At 72.1% G+C, this 12,117-nt stretch carries 11 protein-coding genes; 8 read left to right on the plus strand and 3 right to left on the minus strand.

The features are described from left to right. Window positions 1-82 precede the first annotated feature (82 nt). The 4 genes from AC1VWI_RS32280 to AC1VWI_RS32295 are packed head-to-tail and all read left to right on the plus strand — an operon-like array spanning window position 83 to window position 4,568. The gene (locus AC1VWI_RS32280; protein WP_499514515.1) at window positions 83-2,626 is read left to right on the plus strand and encodes a DUF4118 domain-containing protein; all 2,544 of its coding nucleotides are present in this window, start codon (window positions 83-85) and stop codon (window positions 2,624-2,626) included. 58 nt (window positions 2,627-2,684) lie between these two features. Next, window positions 2,685-3,368: a response regulator gene (locus AC1VWI_RS32285; protein WP_499514516.1), complete on the plus strand. Its 684-nt coding sequence runs from the start codon at window positions 2,685-2,687 to the stop codon at window positions 3,366-3,368. Between the two features lie 39 nt (window positions 3,369-3,407). Then, window positions 3,408-3,806 carry an OB-fold nucleic acid binding domain-containing protein gene (locus tag AC1VWI_RS32290; protein ID WP_499514517.1) on the plus strand — a complete coding sequence of 133 codons (399 nt, stop codon included), beginning with the start codon at window positions 3,408-3,410 and terminating at the stop codon, window positions 3,804-3,806. A 3-nt stretch (window positions 3,807-3,809) separates the two neighbouring features. Beyond that, window positions 3,810-4,568 carry a DUF3159 domain-containing protein gene (locus AC1VWI_RS32295; protein WP_499514518.1) on the plus strand — a complete coding sequence of 253 codons (759 nt, stop codon included), beginning with the start codon at window positions 3,810-3,812 and terminating at the stop codon, window positions 4,566-4,568. 94 nt (window positions 4,569-4,662) lie between these two features. Here the strand turns inward: AC1VWI_RS32295 and AC1VWI_RS32300 are convergent, their stop codons facing one another. Further along, entirely contained in the window at window positions 4,663-5,340 is a 678-nt protein-coding gene (locus AC1VWI_RS32300) for a potassium channel family protein (RefSeq protein ID WP_499514519.1), read from the minus strand. Beyond that, the gene (locus AC1VWI_RS32305) at window positions 5,337-6,005 is read right to left on the minus strand and encodes a potassium channel family protein (RefSeq protein WP_026251763.1); all 669 of its coding nucleotides are present in this window, start codon (window positions 6,003-6,005) and stop codon (window positions 5,337-5,339) included. Before AC1VWI_RS32305 ends, AC1VWI_RS32300 begins: the two co-directional genes overlap by 4 nt. Window positions 6,006-6,142: 137 nt before the next feature. Between AC1VWI_RS32305 and AC1VWI_RS32310 the strand changes: the two genes are divergently transcribed. From AC1VWI_RS32310 to AC1VWI_RS32325, 4 genes are all read left to right on the plus strand, one after another. Then, window positions 6,143-8,194 carry an APC family permease gene (locus tag AC1VWI_RS32310; protein ID WP_499514520.1) on the plus strand — a complete coding sequence of 684 codons (2,052 nt, stop codon included), beginning with the start codon at window positions 6,143-6,145 and terminating at the stop codon, window positions 8,192-8,194. A 77-nt stretch (window positions 8,195-8,271) separates the two neighbouring features. Beyond that, window positions 8,272-9,624 (plus strand): class I SAM-dependent RNA methyltransferase, encoded by a 1,353-nt coding sequence (locus AC1VWI_RS32315; protein ID WP_499514521.1) that lies wholly within the window; start codon window positions 8,272-8,274, stop codon window positions 9,622-9,624. Between the two features lie 183 nt (window positions 9,625-9,807). After that, the gene (locus AC1VWI_RS32320; protein ID WP_499514522.1) at window positions 9,808-9,930 is read left to right on the plus strand and encodes a hypothetical protein; all 123 of its coding nucleotides are present in this window, start codon (window positions 9,808-9,810) and stop codon (window positions 9,928-9,930) included. Between the two features lie 160 nt (window positions 9,931-10,090). Next, on the plus strand, window positions 10,091-10,771 hold the full coding sequence (locus AC1VWI_RS32325; protein ID WP_499514523.1) for a phosphatase PAP2 family protein: 681 nt from the start codon (window positions 10,091-10,093) through the stop codon (window positions 10,769-10,771). Window positions 10,772-10,778: 7 nt separating this feature from the next. Here the strand turns inward: AC1VWI_RS32325 and AC1VWI_RS32330 are convergent, their stop codons facing one another. Beyond that, window positions 10,779-12,113, minus strand: a complete 1,335-nt coding sequence (locus AC1VWI_RS32330; RefSeq protein WP_499514524.1) for a glutamate-1-semialdehyde 2,1-aminomutase — start codon at window positions 12,111-12,113, stop codon at window positions 10,779-10,781. Between the last annotated feature and the right edge of the window lie 4 nt (window positions 12,114-12,117).

Raw genomic sequence — 12,117 nt, forward strand, 5'->3', positions numbered from 1 at the left:
GATTTGTCCGCTGCTGGGACCATAGGATTCCTAACGTCGGACGCGCCCGGAAGGGGCACGCCACGAAGCGGAACGTGGAGCCATGGCACGCGGGACTTTGCGGATATACCTGGGGGCGGCCCCGGGAGTGGGCAAGACCTACGCCATGCTCTCCGAGGCCCACCGGCGGCTCGAGCGCGGCACCGACGTCGTCGTCGCCTTCGTCGAGCACCACAACCGCGCCCGCACGGAGGTCATGCTGCACGGCCTGGAGGTCGTGCGGCGCAAGGAGATCGAGTACCGGGACACCGTCTTCACCGAGATGGACGTCGACGCGGTGCTCGCACGCCGGCCCGAGGTCGCCCTCGTCGACGAGATGGCGCACACCAACATCCCGGGCAGCCGCAACGAGAAGCGCTGGCAGGACATCGAGGAACTGCTCCAGGCCGGCATCAACGTCATATCGACGGTGAACATCCAGCACCTGGAGTCGCTCGGCGACGTCGTCGAGTCGATCACCGGGGTGCGCCAGCGCGAGACCGTGCCCGACGAGGTGGTCCGCCGCGCCGACCAGATCGAGCTGGTCGACATGTCGCCACAGGCGCTGCGCCGCCGCATGGCGCACGGCAACATCTACGCCTCCGACAAGGTCGACGCGGCCCTGTCCAACTACTTCCGGCCTGGCAACCTCACCGCGCTGCGCGAGCTGGCCCTGCTGTGGGTGGCCGACCGGGTCGACGAATACCTGCGGCAGTACCGCACCGACCACCGGATCTCCGCCACCTGGCAGGCCCGTGAGCGCATCGTGGTCGGCCTCACCGGCGGCCCCGAGGGGCGGACGCTGATCCGGCGCGCCGCCCGGATGGCCGCCAAGGGCTCCGGCGGGGAGATCCTCGCCGTCCACATCGCGCGCAGCGACGGCCTGACGGCCGGCTCGCCCAAGGAACTCGCCGTCCAGCGCACCCTCGTCGAGAACCTCGGAGGTTCCTTCCACCACGTCGTCGGCGACGACGTCCCCGGCGCCCTGCTGGACTTCGCCCGCGGGGTCAACGCCACCCAGGTCGTGCTCGGCACCAGCCGCCGGCCCGCGTGGCAGTACGTCTTCGGGCCGGGCGTCGGCGCGACCGTGGCCCGCGAGTCGGGGCCGGACCTCGACGTGCACATCGTCACCCACGAGCACGCCGCCAAGGGCCGGGGCCTGCCCGTGGCCCGCGGCGCCCAGCTCGGCCGCTCCCGGGTGATCGCCGGCTGGCTGACCGGTGTGCTCGGCCCCGCGCTGCTCTGCCTGGTGCTCACCCAGCTGCACCCCGCCCTGGGCATCGCCACCGACATGCTGCTGTTCATGACCCTGACGGTCGCGGCGGCCCTCGTCGGCGGCCTCTACCCGGCGCTGGTCTCGGCGGTCGGCGGCTCCCTGCTGCTGAACTACTTCTTCGCCCCGCCCCTGCACACCTTCACCATCGCCCAGCCCGAGAACCTGATCGCCATCGTGATCTTCGTGCTGGTCGGCATCGCGGTGGCCTCCGTGGTGGACCTGGCGGCGCGCCGCACCCACCAGGCCGCCAGACTCCAGTCCGAGGCCGAGATCCTGTCGTACCTGGCCGGCAGCGTGCTGCGCGGCGAGCACTCCCTGGACGCCCTGCTGGAACGGGTCCGGGAGACCTTCGGCATGGAGGCCGTGTCGCTGCTGGAGCGGACCAGCGAGCACGACGCGTGGACCTGCGCCGCCGGCGTCGGCAGCCGGCAGTGCCCGCGCCCCGAGGACGCGGACGTGGAGGTGCCGGTCAGCGACAACCTCTCGCTGGCCCTGGTCGGCCGGGTGCTGCCCGCCTCCGACCGCCGGGTGCTCTCCGCCTTCGCGGCCCAGGCCGCCGGCGTCCTTGACCGGCAGCGGCTGGAGGACGAGGCCGCCAGGGCCCACAAGCTCGCCGAGGGCAACCGCATCCGCACCGCCCTGCTCGCCGCCGTCTCGCACGACCTGCGCACCCCGCTCGCCGCCATCAAGGCGGCCGTCAGCTCGCTGCGCTCCGACGACGTCGCCTGGTCCGAGGAGGACGAGGCCGAGCTCCTGGAGGCCATCGAGGAGGGCGCGGACCGGCTCGACAACCTGGTCGGCAACCTCCTGGACATGTCGCGCCTGCAGACCGGCACGGTCACCCCGCTGATCCGCGAGGTGGACCTCGACGAGGTCGTCCCCAAGGCCCTGCGCGGAGTCCCCGACGGCAGCGTCACCCTGGACGTCCCCGAGACCCTGCCGATGGTCTCCGTCGACCCGGGGCTCCTCGAGCGCAGCGTCGCCAACATCGTCGAGAACGCCGTCAAGTACAGCCCCGCCGGCACCCGGGTGCTGGTCGCCGCCAGCGCCCTGGGCGGCCACGTCGACCTGCGCGTCGTCGACCGCGGGCCCGGCGTCCCCGACGTCGCCAAGGAACGGATCTTCGAGCCGTTCCAGCGGTACGGCGACGCCCCCCGCGGCAACGGCGTGGGCCTCGGCCTCGCGGTGGCCCGCGGCTTCGCCGACGCCATGGGCGCCACGCTCCAACCCGAGGACACCCCGGGAGGCGGCCTGACGATGGTGCTCACCCTCCCGGCCGCGCCCGGCAGCACCCCCGCCGCCCCGGACCTCCCGGCCGAGGCGACGACCTGACCGTGCCCGCACCGCACCCCCGCTCCACCCCCCTCACCGAGAAGGAAAGGCAGGCTCCATGAACCGGGTGCTCGTGGTCGACGACGAGCCGCAGATCGTGCGCGCTCTCGTGATCAACCTGCGGGCCCGCAAGTACGAGGTCGACGCCGCCCACGACGGCGCGACCGCGCTGCAGCTCGCCGCCGCCCGCCACCCCGACGTCATCGTGCTCGACCTCGGCCTGCCCGACATGGACGGTGTCGAGGTGATCCGCGGACTGCGCGGCTGGACCCGGGTGCCGATCATCGTGCTCTCCGCCCGCCAGGCCTCCGACGAGAAGGTCGAGGCCCTCGACGCGGGCGCCGACGACTACGTCACCAAGCCCTTCGGCATGGACGAGCTGCTGGCCCGGCTGCGCGCCGCCGTCCGCCGCGCCACGCCCGGTGGCCCCGAGGACGGCGCCGCGACCGTGGAGACCGAGTCCTTCACCGTCGACCTCGCCGCCAAGAAGGTCAACCGCGACGGCGCCGACGTCCGGCTCACGCCCACCGAGTGGCACCTGCTGGAGGTCCTGGTCCGCAACACCGGCCGTCTGGTCAGCCAGAAACAGCTGCTCCAGGAGGTCTGGGGCCCGTCCTACGGCACCGAGAGCAACTACCTGCGGGTCTACATGGCGCAGTTGCGGCGCAAGCTGGAGGCCGACCCCGCGCACCCGCGGCACTTCATCACCGAGCCGGGCATGGGCTACCGCTTCGAGAAGTGATCGGTGATCCGTTCACCCGGGCCCGGTACCCTTCCAGGTATGAGTGGTACCACCCGTTCGGACCGGCCTGCCGGCCGCTTCCGCAGGATGCTCGACCGACTGTCCAGCTCCCAGGAGGAGCTGCACTCCGACGAGCTGCGGCAGGACACCGCGGACGTCGGGTGCACCCGGATCTGCGACTGCTCCGATCGCGACATAGTGACCGTGACCGGTACACTACGCGCTGTCACCCTGCGGCCGCGGGCCGGCGTGCCCGCCCTGGAGGCCGAGCTGTTCGACGGTTCCGCACCGCTGGACGTGGTGTGGCTGGGCCGGCGCAGCATCGTCGGCATCGAGCCGGGCCGCAGGATCATCGCGTCGGGGCGGATCTCCATGAACCGCGGCCGTCCGGTGCTGTTCAATCCCAAGTACGAGTTGCGTCCGGTCGGACAGGAGTAGCCGGTGGCGTCGATCGACAAGCGGACCGGGGCACAGCCCACGACCGGGACCGAGCACGGGCCGGAGCAGGACGCGGCCGCCTCGAAGGCGGCCGCCGACCATGCGCTCCTGGAGGCCTTCGGCGGCGTCTGGGGCATGATCGACACGACGGTGCCCGGCCTCGTCTTCGTCCTGATCTACACGATCAACCGGGACATCCACGTCGCGGCCATCGCCGCCCTGGGCCTGTCGCTGGTGCTGGCACTGGCCCGCCTGGTGCGCCGGCAGACCCTCAAGCACGCCTTCAGCGGCGTCTTCGGCGTCGCCTTCGGTGCGGTGTTCGCGATGATGTCCGGCGACGCGAAGAACTTCTACCTGCCCGGCATGCTCTACACCCTCGGGCTCGCGGTCGCCTACGTGGTCTCCGCGCTGGTGAAGTACCCGCTGATCGGACTGCTGCTCGGCCCGATCCTCAAGGAGAACCTGTCCTGGCGGACGCGGAACCCGGGCCGGCTCGTCGCGTACACCAAGGCCACCTGGGCCTGGGGCGTCATCCTGCTCGTCAAGTCGGCGATCCTCTTCCCGCTCTACTTCTGGGGGAACGCCACCCAGCTCGGCTGGGTCAAGGTCGCCCTCGGCATCCCGCCGTTCCTGCTCTGCGTCTACCTGACCTGGATCTTCCTGGCCAAGGCGCCGCCGCCGATCGACGTGATCGCGGAGATGGAGGAGGCCGAGCGGGCCGAGAAGGCCGAGCGCGCCGCCGAGGAGGCCGCCAACCGCTGAGCCGGCGCCCCGCGCCGACGGCGAACGCACGAGGGGCGGCCGGAACCCACGGGTTCCGGCCGCCCCTCGTCGTACGGCCCGGACGTCCTACGCCCTACGCACCGGCCTCGGCGCTGCGCACCGAGAGCAGGTCCTCCAGCTGCTCCTCGCGGTGCGGGGCCGCGACGAACAGCAGCTCGTCGCCCGCCTCGAGCGCGTCGTCCTTGGACGGGGTGAGCACGCGGTGGCCGCGGATGATCGTGACCAGCGAGGTGTCCTCCGGCCAGGCGACCTCCCCGACCCGGGTGCCCACCAGGGCGGCCTCCTCCGGGAGGGTCAGCTCGACCAGGTTCGCGTCGCCCTGGCTGAAGCGCATCAGCCGGACGAGGTCGCCGACGCTCACCGCCTCCTCCACCAGCGCCGACATCAGGCGCGGGGTGGAGACGGCCACGTCCACGCCCCAGGCCTCGTTGAACAGCCACTCGTTCTTGGGGTTGTTCACCCGCGCGACGACCCGCGGGACGCCGTACTCGGTCTTGGCGAGCAGCGAGACGACCAGATTGACCTTGTCGTCGCCCGTGGCGGCGATCACCACGTTGCAACGCTGCAGCGCGGCCTCGTCCAGCGACGTGATCTCGCAGGCGTCGGCCAGCAGCCACTCGGCCTGGGGCACCCGCTCCACCGAGATCGAGGTCGGGTTCTTGTCGATCAGCAGGACCTCGTGGCCGTTCTCCAGCAGCTCACCCGCGATCGAGCGGCCCACGGCCCCGGCCCCGGCAATGGCGACCCTCATCGGTGCGCCTCCTCGGGCCCCTTGGCGAACGCCGCCTCGACCTGTTCGACCTCGCCCGTGCGCATCATCACATGCACCAGGTCGCCTTCCTGCAGGACCGTCTCCGACGTGGGGAGCATCGCCTCGCCCAGCCGGGTGAGGAACGCCACGCGCACTCCGGTCTCCTCCTGGAGCCTGCTGATCTTGTGGCCCACCCAGGCGGTGTCCGTGTGCACCTCGGCGAGCTGCACACCCCCGCTCGGGTCGCGCCACAGCGGCTCCGCGCCGGACGGCAACAGCCGGCGCAGCATCTGGTCGGCCGTCCAGCGGACGGTGGCGACGGTGGGGATGCCCAGGCGCTGGTACACCTCCGCCCGCCGGGGGTCGTAGATCCGGGCGGCGACGTTCTCGATCCCGAACATCTCCCGGGCCACCCGGGCTGCGATGATGTTGGAATTGTCACCGCTGCTGACGGCCGCGAAGGCGCCCGCCTCCTCGATGCCGGCCTCGCGCAGCGTGTCCTGGTCGAATCCGACCCCGGTCACGCGGCGTCCGCTGAACCCGGAGCCCAGGCGGCGGAACGCCGTCGGGTCCTGGTCGATCACGGCCACTGTATGACCTTGCTGCTCAAGGGAGTGCGCGAGAGTGGAACCCACTCGCCCACACCCCATAATCACGACGTGCACGACCGTCCTTCCGGCTGTCAACAATTCCGGCCGATCCCCCTCAGGGTCTCAGACCGCGCCCAAAGCTACACACGCACGTAAGCCCTTGATAGGTGGGCGGGGGATCGGAAATCTTGACGATCCTCTAACATCGCGGGGTGTCCAAACTGACCGACCTTCCGAAACGGATCCTGATCGGGCGGGCGCTCCGCAGCGACAGGCTCGGAGAGACGCTCCTCCCGAAGAGGCTCGCGCTCCCCGTCTTCGCCTCCGACCCGCTGTCCTCCGTGGCGTACGCGCCCGGAGAGGTGCTCCTGGTCCTGTCGATCGCCGGAGTGTCGGCCTACCACTTCAGCCCCTGGATCGCGGTCGCGGTCGTCGTGCTGATGTTCACCGTCGTCGCCTCGTACCGGCAGAACGTGCACGCCTACCCCTCCGGCGGTGGCGACTACGAGGTCGCGACGACCAACCTCGGCCCGCGCGCCGGGCTCACCGTGGCCAGCGCGCTGCTGGTCGACTACGTCCTCACCGTGGCCGTGTCGGTCGCCTCCGGCGTGGAGAACCTCGGCTCCGCCGTGCCGTTCTTCGTCGAGCACAAGGTGCTGGGCGCCATCGGCATGATCGTCCTGCTCATGCTGATGAACCTGCGCGGCGTGCGTGAATCGGGCACGATCTTCGCCATCCCCACCTACGCCTTCGTCTTCGGCGTCTTCTGCATGCTGGCCTGGGGGATCTTCCGGATCGCGAGCGGCGACGAGATGCACGCGCCGACCGCCGGCTACACGATCAAAGCCGAGCACACCGGACTCGCGAGCTTCGCGCTCGTCTTCCTCCTGCTGCGCGCCTTCTCCTCCGGCTGTGCCGCGCTCACCGGCGTCGAGGCGATCAGCAACGGCGTGCCCGCCTTCCGCAAGCCGAAGTCCAAGAACGCCGCGACGACCCTGGCGCTGATGGGCGTCCTCGCCGTGACCATGTTCTGCGGCATCATCGCGCTCGCCCTCAACACCAACGTGCGCATGGCCGAGAACCCGGCCGCCGACCTGCTGGTGAACGGCAAGCCGGTCGGCCCCGGCTACACCCAGGACCCGGTGATCGCCCAGGTCGCCTCCGCCGTCTTCGGCGACGGGTCGATCCCCTTCATCTTCCTGGCCGGGGCCACGGCGCTGGTGCTGTTCCTGGCCGCCAACACCGCGTACAACGGCTTCCCCGTGCTCGGCTCGATCCTCGCCCAGGACCGCTACCTGCCGCGCCAGCTGCACACCCGCGGCGACCGGCTCGCCTTCAGCAACGGCATCGTGCTGCTCGCCGCCTTCGCGTGCGTGCTGGTCTACATCTACGGGGCCGACTCGACGCGGCTGATCCAGCTGTACATCGTCGGCGTCTTCGTCTCCTTCACGCTCAGCCAGATCGGCATGGTCCGGCACTGGAACCGGCACCTGGCGACCGAGACCGACCCCGCCGTGCGCCGCCACATGGTCCGCTCCCGGGCGATCAACACCTTCGGCGCCTTCTTCACCGGGCTCGTCCTCGTCGTCGTGCTGCTGACCAAGTTCACGCACGGCGCCTGGGTCGCCGTCCTGGGCATGGTCCTCTTCTACGGCATGATGACGGCCATCCGGCGCCACTACGACCGGGTCTCCAGCGAACTCGCGGCCGCAGAGGAGCGCAGCGAGGAGGAGGTCAAGCCCTCCCGCGTGCACTCCATCGTCCTGGTCTCCAAGGTGCACAAGCCGACCCTGCGGGCCCTGTCGTACGCCAAGCTCTTCCGGTCGGACACCCTGGAGGCGCTCAGCATCAACGTGGACCCGGCCGACACCAAGGCGCTGCAGGCCGAGTGGCACCGCCGCGGCATCGAGGTGCCGCTGAAGGTGCTGGACTCGCCGTACCGCGAGATCACCCGGCCGATCATCGACTACGTCAAGAGCCTGCGCCGCAGCAGCCCGCGCGACGTCGTGTCGATCTTCATCCCGGAGTACGTGGTCGGCCACTGGTACGAGCACCTGCTGCACAACCAGAGCGCGCTGCGGCTCAAGGGCCGGCTGCTGTTCACCCCCGGCGTCATGGTGACCTCCGTGCCCTGGCAGCTGGAGTCCTCCGAGCGCGCCAAGCAGCGGGCCCGCAAGGGCGCCGAGTGGAACGCGCCGGGCTCCGTGCGCCGCGGCGAGGCGGGGCCGTCCAAGCGGCGCCGGGAGCCCAGCGGGCGGGCGTGAACCCGGGGCGGCGGCGGGCCGTAGACTGGTGAGCTGCCGTCCTTCCCCGCCCCCTGCCCCCAGGAGCCTGTTCCGTCATGCAGCACCGTACGAAGGCCCCTGAGGCCGACGCCCTCGTCGGCGAGCGCTACGAGGTCGAGGTCGGCCCGGTGGCGCACGGCGGCCACTGCATCGCGAGGACGGTCCTGCCGGGCCACGACCGGCCGCAGGTGATCTTCGTCCGGCACACGCTCCCCGGCGAGCGGGTCATCGCCGAGATCACCGAGGGCGGCCCGGACTCGCGCTTCCTGCGCGCCGACGCCGTGGAGGTCCTGGAGGCCTCCCCGGACCGCGTGGAGGCGCCCTGTCCGTTCTCCGGCCCGGGCAAGTGCGGCGGCTGCGACTGGCAGCACGCCGCCCCCGGCGCGCAGCGGCGGCTCAAGGTGCAGGTGATCACCGAGCAGCTGCAGCGGCTCGCCCACCTCACCCCCGAGGAGGCCGGCTGGGACGGCACCGTGGAGCCCGCCCCGGGCGACAAGGTCGCCAAGGGCGAGGTCCCGGCCTGGCGCACCCGCGTCCAGTACGCCGTCGACGCCGAGGGCCACGCGGGGCTGCGCCGCCACCGCTCGCACGAGGTCGAGCGCATCGACCGCTGCCTGATCGCCGCTCCGGGCGTCTCCGAGCTGGGCGTGGAGTCCCGCGACTGGTCCGGCATCGCCTCGGTCGAGGCCATCGCCGCCACCGGCTCCTCCGACCGCCAGGTGATCCTCACCCCCCGCCCCGGCGGCCGGCTGCCCCTGGTCGAGCTGGACCGTCCCGTCTCCGTCCTGCGCGTCGACGAGCAGGACGGCGTCCACCGCGTGCACGGCCGCGGCTTCGTGCGTGAGCGCGCGATCGACCGCACCTGGCGCGTCGGCTCCGGCGGCTTCTGGCAGGTCCACCCGCAGGCCCCCGGGCTCCTGGTCGAGGCCGTCATGCAGGGCCTCATGCCGCGCAAGGGCGAGACCGCACTGGACCTCTACTGCGGCGTGGGCCTGTTCGCGGGCGCCCTCGCCGAGCGGGTCGGCGAGACCGGCGCGGTGCTCGGCATCGAGTCCGGCAAGCGCGCCGTGGAGGACGCCCGGCACAACCTGGCCGACTTCGACCGCGTCCGCATCGAGCAGGGCAAGGTCGAGTCCGTACTGCCGCGCACCGGGATCACCGAGGCCGACCTCGTCGTCCTCGACCCGCCCCGCACCGGCGCCGGCCGCGCCACCGTGGAGCACGTCGCCTCCCTCGGCCCCCGCCGCATCGCCTACGTCGCCTGCGACCCCGCCGCACTCGCCCGCGACCTCGGCTACTTCGCCGCGGCCGGGTACGCCCCGCGGCGTATGCGTGCGTTCGACCTCTTCCCGATGACGCACCACGTGGAGTGCGTGGCCATCCTGGAACCGGTGCGAGAGGCCGTCTGAGCGGACGACGTGCCCCGGCCCACGTCGAGGCCGGCAGGAGGGTGACAACACCCTGGTCTTCGCCGAGTGTTGACCCGCGGCCGCCCCGACGGCGGTTTGCCGCGACCGTGTTGTTGGTTAGGGTGGGCCGCACGGGCTGATGGCTCCCGCGAGGGCCACGCCGGATACGACGGGGGGTCGTTGGTGGGGAGTTGGCGCCGGCAGGAGCCGCAGGCCGGAGCGGGCCAGGACGCCGGCCCGGCTCCGTTCGTGCTCGACGTGCTGGTCATCGTGCCCGGTCGAGCCGTGCGCAACCCGTGCGACTGACGATCCCGGCCGGGTCGGCGGCCGGCAGCGAGGTGCGTCGCATCCGCCGGACGGTCCGTGACGACGTGCGGGGCGCCCGGATCGACCGTCACCACGTAGGGGCCCGCGGCGCGGGTCCGGACCACCCGGTGGGCGGGTGAACCGCCGGCCGGGGCCTGCGGTGCTGCCTCCGTCGCTGCGTGGGTGGCTCGGGCCGATCGCGGCCCTCGCCGCGCTGATGGTCCTCGCGCTCGGGGTCCTGTATGCGGGCGACAGCGAGCCCAGCACGGTGGACGCGCGGATCATGGCGGCAGTGGACGGTGTGCGGGCGCCGTGGCGGAACGTCGCTCTGGCCACGGACTTCTTGGGGGAGCCCGGGGGAGCGGTGATGCTGCTCGTGGCCACCGTGACGGGCTGCCTGCTACTTCGGCGTCCTCGCGCGGCGGTGCTCGTCGTCGCGGGCGCCGGCCTGACCGTGGGGACGACGACGCTGCTCAAGTCCGTGGTGGGTCGCACCATCCACGGCGCGAACCTGTCCTACCCGAGCGGGCACACCGCCTTCGCCACCGCGCTCGCCCTCGCGGTGGCGCTGCTCGCCGCCGACCGGCTCGGCCTCCGCAGGGCAGGCGGCACGTCACTCGTGCTCGCCGCGGCGCTGGTCGCCGGCGCTGCCATGGGCTGGGCGCAGGTCACCCTGGGCGCGCACTACCCGACCGACGCCCTCGGCGGTGGGTGCACCGCGCTGGCCGTGGTACCGGCGACCGCCTGGCTGGTCGACCGGATGGCCGACCGGCTGGGCGACGGGACGGCCGACGGGGCGGCCGGTGAGATGGCCGACGCCGGTCGGCTGGAGCGTCGCTGACGCTCCGTCACGCCAGGCGGCGGAACACGGGTTTCACCGGTCGTCCGGTAAGCCAGGGGGTGGGGTCGGCGGCGTCCAGTGCCTTCCTGTACACCGCGCATGCCCGGGCCACCACGTCGACGGTGTGATCGATGTCGGCGTCGCTGAGCGCGCTGCTCACCACGAACGACGGGGCCAGCACCCCGCCGGCGAGGAGCCGGTGCAGGAACAGGGTGCGGTACTCCTGCGAGGGCTGCAGCTTCTCGTCGAGGGTGGCGAAGACCAGGTTGCTGGGCCGGCCTCGGACGACGATGTGGTCGCCGACGCCCATGGCGGCCGCGGCGTCGCGGACACCGGCGGCCAACCGCTCGCCCAGGGTGTGCAGCCGCGCGGTGACGCCCTCTTCGACGTAGGTGGTGAGCACGGCCATCGCGGCTGCCAGGGAGTGCGTCTCCGCACCGTGCGTGGTGGACAGCAGGAACACCCGGTCGCCGGAGTGCCGCAGCCCGCCCCGCTCCATCAGATCGCGGCGCCCGGCCAGCGCGGAGACGGCGAATCCGTTGCCCAGCGCCTTGCCGAACGTGGAGAGGTCGGGGACGACGCCGTACAGGCCCTGGGCGCCCGCCTCGGACCAGCGGAAGCCGGTGATCATCTCATCGAAGATCAGTACGCAGCCGTGCCGGTCGGCCAGCTCGCGCAGGCCGGCGAGGTACCCCGGCGGCGGCTCGGTGTGGGTGGCGGGTTCGAGGATCAGACAGGCGACCTCGTCCCGGTACCGGGTGAGCAGTTCCTCCGTGGCGGCCAGGTCCCCGTAAGGGAACGCCACGGTGAGCTCGTTGGACGCCGCCGGGACACCGGCGGACATCGGCGTGGTGCCGATGAACCAGTCGTCGACGGAGAAGAACGGATGGTCGGCGCAGAGGGCCACCCGCGGGCGCCCGGTGGCGGCGCGGGCGAGGCGCACCGCGGCGGTGGTGGCGTCCGAGCCGTTCTTGGCGAACTTCACCATCTCGGCGGTCGGCACCGTGGCCAGGAAGCGTTCCGCGGCTTCGACCTCCACGATGGACGGCCGCACGAAGTTGCTGCCGCGGTCGAGTTCCCGGCGCACCGCCTCGATCACGCGTGGGTGGGCGTGGCCGAGGCTGACCGACCGCAGGCCGGAGCCGTACTCGACGTAGCGGTTGCCGTCGACGTCCCACACGTGGGCACCGTGGCCGTGACTGATGACCGGGGCCAGGTTCTCGGGGTACTGGTCGTCGCCCTTGGCGTAGGTGTGCGCGCCCCCGGGGATCATGGCGTGCAGCCGCTCGTTCGCCATCTGCGACCGGGGCAGAAGGAACTCTCCGGTGTCTTCGGTGTACACGACG

This window comes from Streptomyces sp. TOM-9, assembly GCF_056858595.1.

Excerpts from the sequence above, each read along its gene's own strand:
- AC1VWI_RS32315 (WP_499514521.1), top strand. The coding sequence starts at position 8,272 with ATGCAGCACCGTACGAAGGCCCCTGAGGCCGACGCCCTCGTCGGCGAG.
- AC1VWI_RS32285 (WP_499514516.1), top strand. The coding sequence starts at position 2,685 with ATGAACCGGGTGCTCGTGGTCGACGACGAGCCGCAGATCGTGCGCGCT.
- AC1VWI_RS32280 (WP_499514515.1), top strand. The coding sequence starts at position 83 with ATGGCACGCGGGACTTTGCGGATATACCTGGGGGCGGCCCCGGGAGTG.
- AC1VWI_RS32300 (WP_499514519.1), bottom strand. The coding sequence starts at position 5,340 with ATGAGGGTCGCCATTGCCGGGGCCGGGGCCGTGGGCCGCTCGATCGCG.
- AC1VWI_RS32290 (WP_499514517.1), top strand. The coding sequence starts at position 3,408 with ATGAGTGGTACCACCCGTTCGGACCGGCCTGCCGGCCGCTTCCGCAGG.